At 60.2% G+C, this 16,901-nt stretch carries 17 protein-coding genes, 1 tRNA gene and 3 pseudogenes; 16 read left to right on the top strand and 5 right to left on the bottom strand.

Annotated elements, in window-relative coordinates; translation table 11 throughout:
- Nucleotides 1-110: 110 nt before the first annotated feature.
- Complete coding sequence (locus HU767_RS09565; protein WP_186729391.1) at nt 111-1,172, bottom strand: 3-deoxy-7-phosphoheptulonate synthase; 1,062 nt, start codon at nt 1,170-1,172, stop codon at nt 111-113.
- A gap of 617 nt (nt 1,173-1,789) precedes the next feature.
- Between HU767_RS09565 and HU767_RS09560 the strand changes: the two genes are divergently transcribed.
- The 6 genes from HU767_RS09560 to HU767_RS09535 all read left to right on the top strand — a co-directional run bounded on the left by HU767_RS09560 (nt 1,790) and on the right by HU767_RS09535 (nt 6,320).
- Nucleotides 1,790-2,548, top strand: a complete 759-nt coding sequence (locus tag HU767_RS09560; protein ID WP_186729390.1) for a carbon-nitrogen hydrolase family protein — start codon at nt 1,790-1,792, stop codon at nt 2,546-2,548.
- 10 nt (nt 2,549-2,558) lie between these two features.
- Complete coding sequence (locus HU767_RS09555; protein ID WP_186729389.1) at nt 2,559-2,993, top strand: GNAT family N-acetyltransferase; 435 nt, start codon at nt 2,559-2,561, stop codon at nt 2,991-2,993.
- Nucleotides 2,994-3,120: 127 nt separating this feature from the next.
- The gene (uvrY, locus tag HU767_RS09550; protein ID WP_003200277.1) at nt 3,121-3,762 is read left to right on the top strand and encodes a UvrY/SirA/GacA family response regulator transcription factor; all 642 of its coding nucleotides are present in this window, start codon (nt 3,121-3,123) and stop codon (nt 3,760-3,762) included.
- 2 nt (nt 3,763-3,764) lie between these two features.
- Entirely contained in the window at nt 3,765-5,588 is a 1,824-nt protein-coding gene (gene uvrC, locus HU767_RS09545; RefSeq protein ID WP_186706176.1) for an excinuclease ABC subunit UvrC, read from the top strand.
- A gap of 32 nt (nt 5,589-5,620) precedes the next feature.
- Nucleotides 5,621-6,181: a CDP-diacylglycerol--glycerol-3-phosphate 3-phosphatidyltransferase gene (gene pgsA, locus HU767_RS09540; protein ID WP_018608070.1), complete on the top strand. Its 561-nt coding sequence runs from the start codon at nt 5,621-5,623 to the stop codon at nt 6,179-6,181.
- Between the two features lie 63 nt (nt 6,182-6,244).
- A tRNA-Gly gene (locus HU767_RS09535) sits at nt 6,245-6,320 on the top strand.
- Nucleotides 6,321-6,531: 211 nt separating this feature from the next.
- On the opposite strand, the gene HU767_RS09530 is transcribed toward HU767_RS09535, so the two are convergent.
- Nucleotides 6,532-6,828, bottom strand: a complete 297-nt coding sequence (locus HU767_RS09530) for a hypothetical protein (RefSeq protein WP_186706177.1) — start codon at nt 6,826-6,828, stop codon at nt 6,532-6,534.
- Between the two features lie 165 nt (nt 6,829-6,993).
- On the opposite strand from HU767_RS09530, the pseudogene HU767_RS09525 reads away from it, so the two are divergent.
- A pseudogene (locus tag HU767_RS09525) lies at nt 6,994-7,322 on the top strand (transposase); the annotation flags it as partial.
- A 76-nt stretch (nt 7,323-7,398) separates the two neighbouring features.
- Nucleotides 7,399-7,653: pseudogene (locus tag HU767_RS29165) on the top strand (hypothetical protein); the annotation flags it as partial.
- A 70-nt stretch (nt 7,654-7,723) separates the two neighbouring features.
- On the opposite strand, the gene HU767_RS28695 reads toward HU767_RS29165, so the two are convergent.
- On the bottom strand, nt 7,724-8,176 hold the full coding sequence (locus HU767_RS28695) for a hypothetical protein (RefSeq protein ID WP_272972253.1): 453 nt from the start codon (nt 8,174-8,176) through the stop codon (nt 7,724-7,726).
- 300 nt (nt 8,177-8,476) lie between these two features.
- Here HU767_RS28695 and HU767_RS09515 point away from each other — a divergent pair.
- Both HU767_RS09515 and HU767_RS09510 read left to right on the top strand, forming a co-directional pair.
- A pseudogene (locus HU767_RS09515) lies at nt 8,477-8,596 on the top strand (transposase); the annotation flags it as partial.
- Nucleotides 8,597-8,723: 127 nt separating this feature from the next.
- A complete protein-coding gene (locus tag HU767_RS09510) occupies nt 8,724-9,026 on the top strand; it encodes a transposase (RefSeq protein WP_186706179.1) in 303 nt (100 codons plus the stop codon).
- A gap of 40 nt (nt 9,027-9,066) precedes the next feature.
- On the opposite strand, the gene HU767_RS09505 is transcribed toward HU767_RS09510, so the two are convergent.
- Together HU767_RS09505 and HU767_RS09500 are read right to left on the bottom strand one after the other, a co-directional pair.
- Complete coding sequence (locus tag HU767_RS09505; RefSeq protein WP_346343459.1) at nt 9,067-9,693, bottom strand: LysE family translocator; 627 nt, start codon at nt 9,691-9,693, stop codon at nt 9,067-9,069.
- Nucleotides 9,694-9,723: 30 nt separating this feature from the next.
- Complete coding sequence (locus tag HU767_RS09500; RefSeq protein ID WP_186706181.1) at nt 9,724-10,542, bottom strand: autoinducer binding domain-containing protein; 819 nt, start codon at nt 10,540-10,542, stop codon at nt 9,724-9,726.
- A gap of 159 nt (nt 10,543-10,701) precedes the next feature.
- Between HU767_RS09500 and trpC the strand changes: the two genes are divergently transcribed.
- The 6 genes from trpC to HU767_RS09470 are packed head-to-tail and all read left to right on the top strand — an operon-like array spanning nt 10,702 to nt 16,895.
- Nucleotides 10,702-11,490: an indole-3-glycerol phosphate synthase TrpC gene (gene trpC, locus HU767_RS09495; protein ID WP_186729388.1), complete on the top strand. Its 789-nt coding sequence runs from the start codon at nt 10,702-10,704 to the stop codon at nt 11,488-11,490.
- A complete protein-coding gene (locus HU767_RS09490; protein WP_186729387.1) occupies nt 11,487-12,542 on the top strand; it encodes a Gfo/Idh/MocA family oxidoreductase in 1,056 nt (351 codons plus the stop codon). The genes trpC and HU767_RS09490 overlap by 4 nt, the downstream gene beginning before the upstream one ends.
- Nucleotides 12,539-13,672, top strand: a complete 1,134-nt coding sequence (locus HU767_RS09485) for a DegT/DnrJ/EryC1/StrS family aminotransferase (protein WP_186706184.1) — start codon at nt 12,539-12,541, stop codon at nt 13,670-13,672. Before HU767_RS09490 ends, HU767_RS09485 begins: the two co-directional genes overlap by 4 nt.
- Nucleotides 13,669-14,784 carry a DegT/DnrJ/EryC1/StrS family aminotransferase gene (locus HU767_RS09480; protein ID WP_186729386.1) on the top strand — a complete coding sequence of 372 codons (1,116 nt, stop codon included), beginning with the start codon at nt 13,669-13,671 and terminating at the stop codon, nt 14,782-14,784. Before HU767_RS09485 ends, HU767_RS09480 begins: the two co-directional genes overlap by 4 nt.
- Nucleotides 14,768-15,637, top strand: a complete 870-nt coding sequence (locus HU767_RS09475; RefSeq protein ID WP_186729385.1) for a sugar phosphate isomerase/epimerase family protein — start codon at nt 14,768-14,770, stop codon at nt 15,635-15,637. The genes HU767_RS09480 and HU767_RS09475 overlap by 17 nt, the downstream gene beginning before the upstream one ends.
- Nucleotides 15,621-16,895, top strand: coding sequence for a M20/M25/M40 family metallo-hydrolase (locus tag HU767_RS09470; protein WP_186706187.1), 1,275 nt, complete (start codon nt 15,621-15,623; stop codon nt 16,893-16,895). The genes HU767_RS09475 and HU767_RS09470 overlap by 17 nt, the downstream gene beginning before the upstream one ends.
- Nucleotides 16,896-16,901: the final 6 nt, after the last annotated feature.

The following is a 16,901-nucleotide window of genomic DNA, read 5'->3' as shown; positions in this document are numbered from 1 at the left end:
CCGGGGACAAAAACTGTGGGAGCGAGCCTGCTCGCGATGGCGTCGTATCAGTCAACATCAATGTCGCCTGACATGCCACTATCGCGAGCAGGTCAGTCAGTACCTATTAGTCATTGCAGCTTGCGATGAGCCTCACGCAATAGTTGCTCGGTGGACTCCCAGCCCAGGCAACCATCGGTGACCGAGACGCCGTAGCGCATCGACGGGCCCAGCGGCTGGCAGCCTTCGAACAGGTGACTTTCGAGCATCATGCCGATCAGGGAACGGTTCCCTTGCAGTCGTTGTTCCAGCACGTCATTGAAAACCTGGGGCTGGCGCAACGGGTCTTTGCCGCTGTTGGCGTGGCTGCAATCCACCATGATCCGCGCCGGTATCTCCAGGCGGGTCAGGTCGTGGTGTATTTGCGAGACGCTCTGGCGGTCATAGTTCGGCCCACGATGGCCGCCGCGCAGCACCAGATGGGTGTCGGGGTTGCCCGGCGTCTGGATGATCGCCGGATGCCCCTGGCTGTCGACGCCGAAATGCCGATGGGGGTGGGCCGCAGAGCGCATGGCGTCGCAGGCAATGCCGACTCCGCCGTCCGTGCCGTTCTTGAACCCTACCGGCATGCCCAGGCCGCTGGCCATTTCCCGGTGGATCTGCGATTCGGTGGTGCGCGCGCCAATGGCGACCCAACTGAGCAGGTCATCGAAGTAATTGGCGGCCATGGGTTGCAGCAATTCGGTGGCGACGGGCAGGCCCAACTGGAGTACGTCGCGCATTAGCGCCCGGGACAAGGTCAGGCCGGCGCCCATGTCATCGCTGCCGTCCAGGCCAGGGTCGTAGGCCAGGCCTTTCCAACCGACGGTCGTGCGGGGCTTTTCCACGTAGGCACGCATGACCAATAGCATGCTGTCACTCACTTCGTGGGCCAGGCGAGCCAGGTTGGCGGCGTATTCGAGGGCGGATTTCGGATCGTGGATCGAGCAGGGGCCGACGATGACCAGCAGGCGGGCATCTTCACCGTCGAGGATCGCGCGGATGGCCTGGCGATGGGCACTCACTTGGTGGCTCAACGCGCTGCTGAGCGGCAATTGCTGCTTGAGTTGCAACGAACTGGGCAGACGCAGGGTCAGGGCTTCGTTGGCAGGATTGAGCGTGGACAGCGGCAAAGCGGAGACGGACGAATTCATGATTTGGCTTCCTGGACGGGTGGCGGGTTCGTTCCCGCGCGCCGGCCCTAGTGGGGTGTTCGACAATTGGCCGGATTGGCCCGCAATTGAGGCTTGCCACCGGTAGGTGACCGATCGGAGGCGGCAGGCTGTCCCGAACGGTGGCTGGTAAATCGCCAGGCGGAAAAACTGTCGTAACGGTAATAAGTGGCGTAGTTCATGGCTCAATCCTCAAGTTGTCTGATGCTGCAAATGTTTGGGGCCTGAAAAAAACAAAACCCCCGGTCGGGAGGCCGACCGGGGGTTTGGAAAACTCTGGAAGGCGACCCGTTTAAAGTGGGCGCCGGTTGGGTATCAGGCGCGCCAGTGGCTAAACCAATACCCAAAATAAAAGCTGACCGGAGTTTGAACGCTGTTCGCCCGGGCAGCCGCAACCGAGCGCGGGGCGCTGGCGGTTTTAAGCGGTGAGAGGGCGTTGAACATGGTCTGTCTCCGATGAATGGCCCCGAGCTTACTAGAGGGCGGGGCGCCGGTTCAATCAGAAAATTCTATCGGGGGCATGTAAGTGTTCGCTCTGGCTTGAGTCCGCAGGGCTTTATGACAAACTTCAGGTTTGCACCGCCTTCCAGGGATGAACCATGACCGTTCCAACCTTCGCCGCCGCCCAGTCGATTTCCATTGCGGGGGACACTCGCGCCAATCTCGCCAGCCATCAGCGTTTCATGCAAGCCGCCGCTGAACAGGGGGTGCAGTTGCTGGTCTTTCCTGAGTTGTCGCTCACCGGTTACGAACGTGGCCTGGCGGCAGATCTGGCGGTCCGGCCGGAGGATGCCGTACTGCAACCGCTGCGTGATTTGGCGCAAGCGCTCGGTCTGACCACCGTGGTGGGCATGCCGATTCGGCTGTCGGCGGACGGCCCGGTGTTGATCGGCGCGCTGGTGCTCGGCGCCGACGGTTCCCTCGGGGTGTACAGCAAGCAGCACCTGCACCCGGGGGAAGAAGTCGCCTTCGCCCCGGGCCATGGTGGCTCGATGCTGACGATGGGGCAGGATCGCATCGCGCTGGCGGTGTGTGCTGATTTCTCCCACGCCAGCCATGCGGCCGCGGCAGCCGGGCAGGGCGCGACGCTGTATGCCGCGGGGGTGTTGATCACCGAGGGTGGCTACGTGCCGGATACGACCTTGTTGCAAGGCTATGCCCGGCATCACACCATGACCGTGCTGATGGCGAATCATGGCGGCGTCACGGGCGGTTGGGAATCGGCTGGCCGCAGCGCCATTTGGGGCCCGGACGGTTTGCTGCTCGTGGCAGCACCGGGCACGGGCGAGTGGTTGGTGATTGTTCGCCGCGACGCCAACGGCTGGGCCGGGCAAGTCATGCCGGTGGCAGAGCTTTAACGAGGTATTGATGAGTTTCGAATGGCGTGCCGCAACGAACGGGGATATCGACTTCGCCCGGCAACTGACCTGCGACAACATGCTTGCTTATTACCTCAGGCATGATTTGCTCTGGCAGGACGAAGCGTTCGACCTGGCCTGGATCATTCGCCAGAACTGGATCATCAGCCGGGCAGGCCAGGCGCTGGGGTTTGTCAGCCTCAGCCGTGATGCCCGGGCGTTGTACATTCGCGAATTGCAGATAGACCAGGCGTTTCGCGGACAGGGCGCCGGTACCTGGGCGATCGGACAGGTTTGGGACTTGATGGGGTTGGAGCGTCGGCCGGCGCTGCGCCTGACCGTATTCAAGGATAATCCGGCCAGGGCGTTGTACGAACGCATGGGCCTGCGGGTCGTCGGCGAGGACGAGTGTTTCCTGAGGATGCAGCGAGACGCCGGTGCTTGAAGCCTCGGATACCGTGGCGATAAAGATGCGTTGTAACTTTTATCTGTCCCTTGGCGCTAGGTCTGCGGGATGCTTTTTTGCTAAGGTGTCGTGCAACCCAAATAAGACCAAATCGTGAGGTGTCTGCTTGATTAGGGTGTTAGTGGTCGATGACCATGATCTCGTCCGTACGGGCATTACACGAATGCTGGCTGACATCGATGGCCTGCAGGTAGTTGGCCAGGCTGAATCCGGGGAAGAGTCCCTGATCAAGGCGCGTGAATTGAAGCCCGACGTGGTGCTGATGGACGTCAAGATGCCCGGCATCGGCGGCCTGGAAGCCACGCGCAAGCTGCTGCGCAGTCACCCGGACATCAAGGTGGTCGCAGTGACCGTCTGTGAAGAGGACCCATTCCCCACCCGGCTGTTGCAGGCGGGCGCGGCGGGTTACCTCACCAAGGGCGCTGGCTTGAACGAGATGGTCCAGGCCATTCGTCTGGTTTTTGCCGGGCAGCGCTACATCAGCCCGCAAATCGCCCAGCAATTGGCGATCAAGTCGTTCCAGCCAACCAACGACTCGCCCTTCGACGCACTGTCGGAGCGGGAAATCCAGATTGCCCTGATGATTGTCGGTTGCCAGAAGGTGCAGATCATCTCCGACAAGCTGTGCCTGTCGCCTAAAACCGTCAACACCTACCGTTACCGTATCTTCGAGAAGCTTTCGATCAGCAGTGACGTCGAATTGACACTGTTGGCGGTGCGCCACGGCATGGTCGATGCCAGCGCCTGAACATGACTGAATTGTTTGATCCCAGCGCGTTCCTCTCCACTTGCAGCGGTCGCCCCGGCGTGTACCGCATGTTCGACAGCGAGGCGCGCCTGCTTTACGTCGGCAAGGCCAAGAACCTCAAGAAACGCCTGGCCAGTTACTTTCGCAAGACCGGCCTCGCGCCGAAGACCTCCGCCCTGGTGGGGCGCATCGCGCAAATCGAAACGACGATCACCGCCAATGAAACCGAGGCGCTGCTGCTCGAGCAGACGCTGATCAAGGAATGGCGCCCGCCGTACAACATCCTGCTGCGGGACGACAAATCCTACCCCTACGTGTTTCTGTCCGACGGGGCCTTTCCGCGCCTGAGCATTCATCGAGGCGCAAAAAAGGCCAAGGGTCGCTATTTCGGCCCGTATCCCAGCGCCGGGGCGATTCGTGAAAGCCTCAGCCTGTTGCAGAAGACGTTTTTCGTTCGCCAGTGTGAAGACAGCTACTACAAGAACCGCACCCGGCCCTGCCTGCAATACCAGATCAAGCGCTGCAAGGCGCCTTGTGTGGGGTTTGTCGAGCCGCAGGTCTACGCCGAGGACGTGCGTCACTCGGTGATGTTCCTGGAAGGCCGCAGCAATGCGCTGACCGATGAACTGTCGGCGGCCATGGAGGAGGCGGCGGTCAACCTTGAGTTCGAACGGGCCGCCGAACTGCGGGACCAGATCGGCCTGCTGCGCCGCGTGCAGGACCAGCAAAGCATGGAAGGTGGCAGCGGTGACGTTGATGTAATCGCCGCGTTCATCAACCCGGGCGGCGCCTGCGTGCATTTGATCAGCGTGCGGGGCGGTCGCGTGCTGGGCAGCAAGAACTTCTTCCCGCAAGTGGGTATCGAGGAAGACGTGGCCGAGGTCATGGCCGCTTTCCTGGGCCAGTACTACATCAGCAGTCCGGAACGCGACTTGCCTGCCGAGTTGATCGTCAATGTGGTCCATGAGGATTTCCCGGCCCTGATCGAAGCCATCGACAAGCTTCGCGGTCGTGAACTGACCATCAGCCACCGCGTTCGCGGCACCCGTGCCCGTTGGCAGCAACTGGCGGTGACCAACGCCGAGCAGGCCTTGGGCGCGCGCCTGGCCAACCGGCAACACGTGGCGGCGCGGTTCGATGCCCTGGCCGATGTCCTCAACCTGGACGAGCCGCCGCAGCGACTGGAGTGCTACGACATCAGCCATTCCAGTGGCGAGGCGACCGTGGCGTCCTGCGTGGTCTTCGGTCCGGAAGGCCCGATCAAGTCCGATTACCGCCGCTACAACATCGAAGGCGTCACGCCCGGCGATGACTACGCGGCGATGCACCAGGCATTGATGCGCCGCTTCGGCAAGCTCAAGGACGGGGAGGGCAAGTTGCCGGACATCCTTCTGGTGGACGGCGGCAAGGGCCAGTTGTCCATGGCCCGCGATGTGCTCAATGAGCTGATGGTCCCCGACCTGATCCTGCTGGGCGTGGCCAAGGGCGCGACGCGCAAGGCCGGTTTCGAGACCTTGTATCTCAACGATGCCGCCCATGAATTCACCCTCAAGGGCGATTCGCCGGCGCTGCACCTGATCCAGCAGATCCGCGACGAAGCCCACCGTTTCGCCATCACCGGACACCGTGCCCGTCGCGGCAAGACGCGCCGTACGTCTACACTGGAAGGTGTGGCAGGCGTCGGCCCGACGCGCCGTCGCGACTTGTTGAAACATTTTGGTGGATTGCAGGAACTGTCTCGTGCCAGCATCGAGGAGATAGCCAAAGCACCCGGTATCAGTAAAAAGCTCGCTGAGTCGATTTATGCAAACCTGCACAGCGAGTAGAATGCCCGTCAACCTCGCAGCCAGTTGTGCCGATGAATATCCCAAATCTGATTACCGTTCTACGCGTCCTGCTCATTCCGATCTTCATTTTGCTGTTCTATTTGCCGTACCACTGGAGCTACGTGGCTTCCGCCTCGGTCTTCGCCTTCGCCGCCGCGACGGACTGGCTGGATGGTTACCTGGCCCGACGCCTCGAGCAGAGCACGCCGTTCGGTGCCTTCCTCGACCCGGTGGCCGACAAGCTGATGGTCGCGGTGGCCCTGGTGCTGCTGGTGCAAGAGCACGGCAACCTCTGGCTGACCTTGCCGGCGGCGGTGATCATCGGCCGCGAAATCGTCGTCTCGGCGCTCCGTGAATGGATGGCCGAGCTGGGCGCCCGCGCCCAGGTCGCCGTGTCGAACCTCGGCAAATGGAAAACCGCCGCGCAGATGCTCGCCCTGGTGATTCTGCTGGCCAACCCTTCGGATTTCAGTTTCTGGGTGCTGTTGGGCTATGCGCTGTTGCTGGTTTCCGCAGGGCTTACGCTGTGGTCGATGGTCCAATACCTGCGCGCCGCCTGGCCGCATCTGCGGACGGATGTTGAGCCGAAATAAAACTTTTTTGAATCAAAGGGTTGACGGCGTAATTTGAATCTATAGAATGCGCCACACCAAGACGCGGGAATAGCTCAGTTGGTAGAGCACGACCTTGCCAAGGTCGGGGTCGCGAGTTCGAGTCTCGTTTCCCGCTCCAAGATTCAAAAAAAGCCACTCATCTGAGTGGCTTTTTTTGTGCCTAAAAAATGTCTGCACTCATGTCGACATGGCTACTTCGGGCCCAGCCTGTGTGAAAACACCGCCGAGCAGTTCAAGACCTGCGGTTTGAAGCAGTATGAGCCGATAGTGGATTTTCACGACCGGCAGCCTTTGTTCGGTCGTAGTCCTTCGAACAGCAATGGCTGGGCTCACTCATAAAATTTACCAGCCAGCAGAATGGCCGCACAGCGTTGCCATACGTTTGATCTACTGGCACTCAAAGGGGAACTGCGTGAGCTGGCAGTCGCCCACGCTGCGGCAGCATCAAGAAAGGTATCAATAGAGCCGTTTTCCCATCCCAACGCCCCCGGTCCATAGGGAGACGACGGAGAGCTCTCTTCCAGCAAACGCTCATCGGCGAAATCCATACCTAGAGCTTCAATGAAGCCGATGAATGACTGTTCGTCGTCTACGGTTTTCAGTAGCTCATCAAGACTTATGGACATGGTGACCTTGGAAGTGCGGGATAGGTGATAGCGAAGGAGTAAATTCTCACTATGCTGCTATGCCACGAGATGAGGAGCAAGCTTACTTTCTCTTTGGGGGAGGCTGTGAGAAAGGGCAAGCAATCGTCTAACCTTTTCGTCGTCGAGGTCGTAACAGGGGCGATCATGAAGCGATTCATTGAAGGCGAGGCCCGGACGCAAGTCACCTTGCTGCCGGAGTGTCTGGACGATTACGTAACCGAAGAAAATCCAGTGCGAGTGGTCGACGTTTTCGTCGATGAACTCGACTTGGGCGCACTTGGGTTTGAGGGCGTCGATCCTGCCGCAACCGGTCGGCCAGCCACCACCCAGCGGTCTTGCGGAAGATCTATATCTACGGCTACCTCAATTGGATTCAGTCCAGTCGCCGGCTTGAGCGTGAGGCCGAGCGCAACGTCGAGTTGATGTGGCTAACGGGGCGTTTGGCTCCGGAGTTCAAAAACATGGCCGACTTCGGCTGCCCCATGCGATTTGTCGTATGAACTGCATACGAATCAATCGAGACAATTCTCAGAGAGCATTTCGATAACCATGGCTTCAATTTCTCGCTCGGTTGGACGTGCGCCCGTAGTTCTGCCCAATATCGGTGGGTCTATCCCTAACGATATGTTTGCCCATTCCCTCGGGTTACCGACGCTGTGGATACCTCATTCCTACGCAGCCTGTGCTCAGCATGCGCCAGATGAGCATCTGTTGACCGATATTGTTCAAGAGGGGCTGGGGATAATGGCGGGGCTGTGGAGGGGCTTGGGAACACTGAATTCACATCGCGGATTCACGGAGTAGCCATGTGATGTTTCGCGGCTTCCTGAAGTGCCGCAATCCGTGATCATGTCAGCGTTGGCCTTCTGAGCGTTCACTCTGCGGCAACGATAAACAAAATTCTTGGTATTGGTTGGACGTTATACGGGCGACATACTCGGGGCAGGCTAGTGAGTCTGGCCTCCTGTAACGCTGGTATTTCCGAAAGATCCAGCTCACGGGGCACAGCATATCCTTTTGCAAATGGAATCGGGCTCGGCCCGACAGGCTCCCAGCCTCCTTGCTCCGCGAGCAATGGAAGGTCACCCTCCCAAGGCCTTAGACGACTGGCCTTACGACCCGCATGGGAAAGTTGAATGCCTGGAACACTCCCCTGCGCACTCAAGAATGAAGCAAGTTCCCTGAGTTTTGGCACTGCCGCGTCCGACCAGAGACCAAGATCCTGGGGTGTTACTCGTCCGTCCGCAGTCACAGAGGTGGCCTCGAGGATGATAAGACCTACCCCCCCCAATTGCCCGAGCACCCAGGTGAACTTTGTGCCAGTCATTCACCAGCGAGTCGTCGGACAGGTATTGACACATGGGCGCCATACCAATTCGATTTCGAATAGTAGTTCCGCGCAATGTTAGCGGCGAGAATAGTCGGGACACTGTTTCCTCCTTTAAAAGTGTTGATTAGTCGTCCGGCTAATCAATTGGACTCAAACCATAACAAGGAGGACGGAAATTAGACCTGTCAGAACACACAGTGTTGCCGCTGACCGAAAACTGGTAATGTGAACTAGCCCCATGAAACACGTACTCGTCGGAAGTAGAATTTTCTCCTGATTGGATCAGGGAAATTTTGCGTGAAGACATCGCGTTTTTCCGACAGCCAAATCATTGCCATTCTTAAGTAAACTGAGGTCGGCAGCCCAGTCCCGGAGCTGTGCCGCGAGCACGGCATCAGCTTGGCGATCCTCTATAAGTAGCGCGCCAAGTTCGGCGGTATGGACGCGTCGAGGTGATCAGCATGGAAATGATGGGCAAGATTCGGCGTATTCACTTTCGAGATAAGTTGTCGCTGCATGAGATAACCAAGCACGTCGGATTTCCATGCGCCAACGAAGCTCTTACCCGAAGCCCTTCAAAGCCCAGGTTGTTCAGGAATGCCTACAACCGGGGGCAACCCTATCCAGCGTTGCCATCAGCCGCGGCATCAACGCCAACGTTATCCGCAAGTGGATACCGCTTTACCGAGATCAGCCGCCAGCGGCGTTGCCGGCTTTCGTTCCGTTGAGAGCTACGCCCAAACGGCAGGCGGAAACGTTGGCGATTATTGGCGAGCAATCGATCACCGTGAAATGGCCAACTTCCGATCCTGACGGCTGCGCCCGCTTTGTCCGTGAACTCCCTTAATGATCCGCATCGACGCCATCTGGCTCACCACCGAACGCAGTTATTTCTGGCTAAGAGCAGCGATGGAAAGTCCTGACACGATGAAGGTCAATCCCGCGCCGAGGTTGAGTCCGTTGGCAAGGCGCGGGCGTCGACAAATGTATTGCGACAGGCGCGTGGCGAAAATCCCCATCAGCGAAAATCCCACGGCCGTCAGCAGAGCGAACCAGAACCCGTAGACCAGCATCTGCACAGTGACCGAGCCGAGTGCAGGATTGATGAATTGAGGGATGAACGCCAGCACGAACAACCCTGGCTTGGGATTGAGCGCCGCGGAAAGGAAACCTGTGAGCAATATGTTTCGAAGGGGCTGCCGCGCGGCGGGTGCGAAGGTCACCAGGCTCCTGGAACGCAGCACCTTTATCCCGAGCCAGAGCAGGTAGGCTGCCCCCACCAACTTGACCACCCAGAAGGCGACGGTCGAGGTCTGGATCAACAACGTGAGCCCCAGCGACGCGGTGGTGACGTGAAACAGGATACCCAGGCCAGACGACAGGCCCGACACGAGGGCAGCCAGGCGACCCTGGCTGAGCCCGCGTCCTATCGCCAGCAAATTGTCAGGGCCTGGAGAGAGGACCAGCAGCACGCAAGCTGTGGTGTAGGTGAACCAGATGTCCATTGGAAACACGGTGACGCTCCCTGTGAGGTAGATGTGGGGTCAACTGATGATGCCCAGGACGGCTGCCCTGACCACCGCTGCGGTTTTGTTAGTGGCGCCGAGCTTGCCCACGGCGTTCTTCACATGGAATTTGACGGTGTCGAAGGAGATGGCCAGGATCTGCGCGATCTCTTCCTGCGTCTTGCCATCGGCCGTCCAACGTAGCACCTCGATTTCCCGTGCGGTCAGCCGGTAATGCTGGGCCTGATGGGACGGGGTGATCAGCAGCCTTTCCATCACTGGCGCGATAGTCTCGGCGAGCCAGCGCATCTTGAGTTCCTTGGCATTGAGTTCGGCCACATCCAGCGTAGAGCTGCCGCGGGCGAGGGTCAGCATGCTCTGGTGGCGCGAGGCATTGGTACGCGAGCAGGCCCAGCCGTATCTCAGGCCTGCGGCGCGAGCTTCTTCCCAGAACTGCGGCATCTTGCGCAGGAGTTCTCCCTGCCACAAAAAGGGTGTGGTGCAGGCGCGCGCGCGCTGTACCGAAGGGTCGACAAGCAGGAAATCGGCGTCGCTGTAGCGGCGCTGCCAGGTGCTCGAGAAATTGCAGCGCATCTGCATGATGGGGTTGGAAAAAGGCAGGGCTGTGCAGACACCGAACGAAAACCATTCGAAATCCAACTCCCAGGCAACACGTTGAACGCCGTTCACCAAGTCCTGCTCATCTTTGACCGAGCTTGTCCATGCCAGCAGGTTTGCGAGCCAAGTACGCATCGAATCTCCATTTCCGGATGCCGTTTCCCGACGTTTGTTATACCCCAGTGAAATCCCCTTGGAAAGCCTGCAGGGCCAGTGCCATCGCATGTCGGTGCGGTCCATCGCCGATGGCATCCTGGCGCCTGCCTACCCCATTGGGTAGGTGGTTTTAAACCTTCACGGCCATTAGGTTTGCTCCTCGCCGGCTGACAGAGGAACAGCACTGTTTCTCTGCAGCCTTCTTACCGGCGCTATCCCAAACTCATTGATGGTGGTCGATCCATGCTCGAAGAGATTGTCAGATACAAAGTCCAGGAAACGGCTCAACGCAAGCAGGCGCATGGTATCGATGCCCTGCTCAAGCGGATTCGTGACGCACGAGCGCCCCGTCACTTTGCCGGTGCCTTGGCAGGCGAGGGAATCTCGCTCATTGCCGAAGCCAAGTACCGCTCGCCGTCCAAGGGCGTGCTGCGTGCTGACTATGATCCACTCCAGTTGGCGATGGCGTACCAGGCCGGGGGCGCCAGTGCCCTGTCGGTCATCGCCGACAGTCGGTTCTTTGGTAATGCGCCCCATGTCGTTGGCATGCTGGCCAACCATCCTCAAATCACCTTGCCGGTGATGTACAAGGACTTCATCGTCGATGAGTACCAAGTCTACGAGGCGCGGGCACTGGGCGCCGACGCGGTGTTGATGATCGTCCGCTGCCTGCCGCCCGGCAGCCTTGCGAGGTTGCATACCTTGGCGAACCAGCTGGGGCTGGATGTATTGGTGGAGACTTTTGACGAGGCGGACATCGACCAGGCGCTATCGGTCGACGCGTCGATAGTAGGTATCAACAATCGCGACCTCGATACCTTCAAGGTCGACTTCGACCGCTCCGCCCAATTGTTCGAGTGTCTGCCTGCTTCGGTTATCGCCGTGGCGGAAAGCGGTGTTGCCGGTCATCAGGACATGCAGTTGGTAGAACGCATCGGCTTTGCCGCTGCGCTGGTGGGGGAACGTCTGTTAACAGCTGCTGACCCTTGCCTGGAGAGCCGTCGGCTGCTGGGCGCGGATGAGGCTGTATGACGATGCTGCGCTCAATCATCTTCGGCTTCGGTCACTGCGGGAGAAACCTGCATCTGGCCAGCCTGCGCTCATTGCATCGGCAGGGCTGCCTGCCCGATGTCGACACCACCATCACGGTCGTGGACCCTGAGCTGGGCGGTGGGTTGGTCGATGGCCTGGTGATGCTGCACTGTCTACCCGAGGCGTCGGCACTGCAGGGCAGGGTAGGTGTCGTGCACATCTGTACGCCACCGGCCCTGCACTTGCGTCATGTGCACGAGGCGCTTATGGCCGGTTTCCGATACATCATCATTGAGAAACCCATGGTGATGAACCTGGCCGAGGCCCAGGCACTGCGTTCCATGGAGCAACAATATGATGCGCAGATTCTGGTGGTTTCGGTGTGGGGCCACAGTCTGTTGATTCCACGGCTCACCCGGTGGCTGGAAGCCAGTGAACAGCCGCTTCGCAGTGTGCACATCATCCATGACAAGCCTCGCTTTTCGCGCTCTTTCACCCGCCATGGCGAACACCTGTTCGACATTGAAATGCCGCATCAAGTCAGCCTGGCGTTGCTGTTCGCCGGTGCTCCGGCGTCCGGGTTTCACGCGCACACCGAAGATCTGCGCGTCGAAGGCAAGCTGCGCCAGGCCATGAAGGCGGGCAGCATCGGTTGGCACGATGAGCAAGGCATCGAGGTGCTGCTCGAATCGGATCTTGCCAGTCCGATCCGCCAACGCAGTGTGCGCCTGCAACTGGAAAGTGGCGAATGCTGCGAAGGTTTTTTCCCCGTAGGTGCCGACGACAGCTACGCACAGCTCAGATGCGACACCGAGCACAGTGGCAGTAGCGCTCACCAGATCTTCGCTGACGAGCCCCTGACCACCTGTGTGGGCGAGTACTACCGCTATTTCCGGAACCACCTGCAGGGTCACGGCGGCGATATGCCTCGCAGCGGCACGGTGGCCTTCAACCAGCAGGTTGTCGAACTGCTGGAGCAGGCCCGCGGCGTTGCATCTGCCAGCGCATTGGCGTCGATCAATATGCATATGGCCAAGGAGGCCGTTCGATGAGTGTTCCGTTTTTCCAGATCACCGAAGGATTCACCCGCGCCTTGCCGCTGCTGGAGGAGGGGCTGGCGGAGTTTCATCGACAGTCCGGCTGGGTCAATGACCAACAGGTGCGGGCTTTTGAGCAGGCTATCGCCACTTATACCGGCGCGCCCCATGCTATCGCTACCGGCAACGCTACCGATTCGCTGATCATCTGTCTGATGGCGTTGGGCATCGGCCCGGGTGATGAAGTCATCGTGCCTTGCTACAGCTTCTTCGCTTCGGTCTCCTGCATCCTGCAAGTGGGGGCGACGCCGGTGTTCGTCGATATCGAACCTGGCAGCTATGCAATTGACTGCTCCCTGATCGAAGCCTGCATCACCCGGCGTACCCGAGCCATCATGCCAGTCCATCTGTTCAGGCAAATGGCCGAAATGGATGCGTTGATGGACATCGCCTGCCGACATGGGCTGAAGGTTGTCGAGGACAGCGCCGAAGGAATCGGAATGCGCTGGAACGACAGGCATGCCGGGCTGATCGGGGACCTTGGCGTACTGTCGTTCTTCCCCACCAAGACCCTGGGTGCGCTCGGCGATGCCGGAATGGTCCTGACCCGCGATGCGGACCTGGCCAGGCGGGTGCGACAGATCCTCGACAATGGCCGTGATGCCAGCGGCCTGGCGCAGTGCCTGGGCTACAACAGCCGAATGGACGACCTGCAGGCCCTATGGCTGAGGGCGCGCTTGCCCGAGCTGGACCAGGAGATCGAACGACGTGCCGCGCTTCGCGATGCCTACGACTTGCACCTGGGGCCCTTGGGTGAATACCTGCAGGTGCCGGTCACGTTGCCTCGGGCAGCGCGCCAGCGATGCGTCGACTATGTCTACCTGATCGAGGCGCAGAACCGTGACGGCCTGGTCGAGCATCTCGCTGCGCGCGGGGTTGGCGTCGAGGCCTACTACCCGCTGCCGCTGCACCTGCAGCCGGTGTGCGCCGGGCCAACCCATGCCGAGGGTCGCTTTCCGGTCGCCGAGCGGGCCGCCACCCGGGCGTTGGGCCTTCCTCTCTATGCCGATCTGAGTGCGTCAGATGTTGCCAGCGTGTGCCAGGCGATCACCGAGTTCTATGCCGCTGCCGGAGCCCAGTCATGATCAAGTACCAGGATTTCCAACGCCGTTATCCCAATGCGCAGACACAGATACTCGAGATTCTCGCTGCCCGGGTCCAACAAGGCGATTTCATTCTCAAGCAGCAGGTTCAGGATTTCGAGCAAGCCCTGGCGGCCAAGGTCGGTGCGCGCCACGCTGTCTGTGTAAGTTCTGCGACCTCCGGCCTGACCCTGTCGCTGATTGCATCCGGTATCGGGCCGGGAGATGAGGTCATAACACCTGCTTTTTGCTACGTATCGGCCGCCTCATCCATTGTGCAGGCGGGTGCTACACCGATATTCGTGGACGTTGCCCCCCACAGCGGCGTGCTCGAGGCCGAGGCCGTCGTCCGCGCCTTGACCCCACGGACGCGGGCGGTATTGGTCGCCCACCTGTTCAGCGGCCTGGCTGACATCGATGCGTTGCGTGAGGCATTGCCCGAGGATGTCCTGATTCTCGAGGACAGTGCTACCGCATTCGGGGCGCGCCTGCGCGGCCGTCATGCAGGCACACTCGGTGACATTGGCGTGTATTCATTCTTTGCGGCCAAACCCTTGGGCGGTATCGGCGATGGTGGTGCGGTGATTACTGACGACGACCAGGTGGCGGAAGCCCTCCGGATGCTGCGCAATCATGGGCAGGACGGCCGTCGGCGTTTCTACCACCAGCGCTTGGGATACAACAGCCGCATGGATGAGACCAATGCCGCCTGGCTGCAGGCCCGGTTGCGGGAAAACGACTTGCACCTGGCCCGCAAGCAGGCCATTGCAAAGGCCTACGACGAAGCCATCGAAGCCAGCGACGGCGTGTTGCTCGGCCAGCATCGCGGTACCCCGGATTTCTCCCCTCACGCCTATGTCGTGCGCAGTGCAGAGCGTGAGCGGCTAGCCAGGCATCTCACCGCGCGCGGTATCCAGACCCGCGTGCATTTTCCTGTGCCCTTGCCTGAGCAGCCGGCGTTTGTCCAATGGTCCGCAGGGCCGGCGCACTACCCCAATGCGCGTCTGCTGGGCAAGCAATGCCTGGCATTGCCCCTGTGCTCCGGCATGAGCGACGGGCAGGTATCGCGCGTCATCGAGGCGTTGAAGGAGTTCAGCCATGCCGAGGTCATTTAAGCTCACGGGAATCGCCGATGAAGGCTGCGCGTCCTTGGCCGAGCAGTTGGCGTGCCACGCTGAACTGGGCTGGCGACATCTCGAGCTGCGCAGTGTCGACAGCGTGCCGCTGGCCAACCTGTCGGAACGATCACGCGTATCGATGTGCGATTCGCTGCTCGCACAGTCCATGGACGTGGTGGTCCTGGCCTCACAGATCGGCAATTGGGGCAGCAGGATCGATACCGACTGGCAGACTGACCGGGCCGAATTGCAATGCCTGTTACAGATGGCCGGGCGTCTGGGGACGCGGATGATCCGTGTCATGTCCTACCCCAATTGTGGCTGGGACGAGGCCCGCTGGCGGCATGCGGTCATTGAGCGATTCAAGCGTCTGGTGGAAGTGGCCGAAGACGCCGACGTCGTGCTGATACACGAGAACTGTGCCGGGTGGGCCGGCCAGGGCGCCGAGCAGACCCTGCAGTTGCTCGATGCCGTTGGCTCGGATCACTTGAAGCTGCTGTTCGATATCGGCAATGGTCTGAGCTATGGCTATGACGCCCTGGGATTCCTGCGCCAAGTGCTTCCTCATGTGGCGCATGTGCATCTGAAGGATGGTTGCTGGGTATCGGACGAAGTGCACTACACCTTCCCCGGAGAAGGGCAAGTGGGTGCCAGGGACTGCATTGAGCTGTTGATGGGCGAGGGTTACGACGGTTGGTTTTCGATCGAGCCGCACCTGTGCCTGATCCCGCATCTCAAACAGACGGCTACGGACCCGCATCGACAAAGGCGGACCTATCAGGCCTATGCCGAGCATGCGCGGGACTTGCTGCAATCCTGCAGGGAGGCAAGACATGCTGTTCACGGATAAATATGTAGACCGGCTTGAGCAACTGCTGCGCATCGACACCGTGACCCCGATGGAGACCGGACAGCCCTCGTGCATTGCCCAGGCCAATACCCTGTTCGCCCAGTGGGCGCAGACAGTCGGCATGCGCGAGGTGTTCAGCGGTCCAGGCGTCCTGCCCGATGAGGCGCGGGTGCCGGTTTCGGTGCTACGCCGGATGAACGAGGCGCCCGAGTTCCTGGCTTGGCAGCCGCATAGCGTTCTGGAGATCGGCAACGGGCCGCGGGAACGTACGATCATGTTCAATTTCCACATGGACACTGTGTCACCTCATCTGCCGGTGCGGGTGCTCGACGGCGCCGTACAGGGTCGCGGCGCGGTGGATAATAAGGGGCCAGGCTTGGCGGTGCTGGCAGCCCTGGAGGCATTGCAGATGCAAGAGCCGCAGGTGCTGGACGATATCCGCGTGCTGATCCAGGTGGTGGCCGGTGAAGAAGGGGGCGCCATGGGCGTCTATGGCACCCACTACCTGTGCCAGCAGGGTCACCTGGGGTGTTTGAACATCTTTGTGGAACCGACGGGAGCCGGTTACTTCGATGCCTCTACCACCTCCATGACGTATGAAGTACGGATGGACGGCAGGGATTCGACCGACGACTTTCCGCACCAGGGCGACAATGCTTCGCTGGTTCTGGGTTTCATCGCCCAGGCCATGGCTGCCCAGTTGGCAGAGCCGTTGCACGCGCTGCAGGTGAAGATGACCCTGGCCGGTCTGCATACCGGCATGCACCACAACCGGGTTTACGGTAGCGGGCACTGTCTCTTCAATTTTGCCTATCGCAGCGCCGCTCAGGCGCGCGATGCCGAAGTGTTGGTGGAGCAAGCGTTCGACCAGGCGCTGCAGCAGTGCGGCTCACGTTTCGCCCAAAGCCCGCCATTCCTCATGACTGTCGAACGCCTGCGCACCACCTGCAGCGCTCGTTGGCTCAAGCGCGGCTTGCCGGTCCTGAACAACCACCATGTGGCCTTGCAGCGCCTGTTGGGCGAGGCCGGCATCGTGCCGAACCCGGATGCCGAACAGGCCTTCACCTGCGATGCGATGTGGGCTCAGGGCGACGGCGTCTACAGCGTCGTCTGGGGGCCGGGCTCACTGGCCGACAACGGTGCGCACACCTCCCGAGAATACGTTTCGATCAATGACCTGGACACCTTTGCAGTTGCTGTAAAGCGGCTGCTACGCCGCTTTGCCGAGCCGATCGCAAACACTCTCAAGCAAGGATAAAACGCT

The sequence above is a fragment of the Pseudomonas sp. SWRI179 genome (assembly GCF_014268705.1).
GTDB lineage: Bacteria > Pseudomonadota > Gammaproteobacteria > Pseudomonadales > Pseudomonadaceae > Aquipseudomonas > Aquipseudomonas zanjanensis.
The sequence above is the reverse complement of the archived record's forward strand: the minus strand, read 5'-3'. Positions and strand labels throughout refer to the sequence as shown.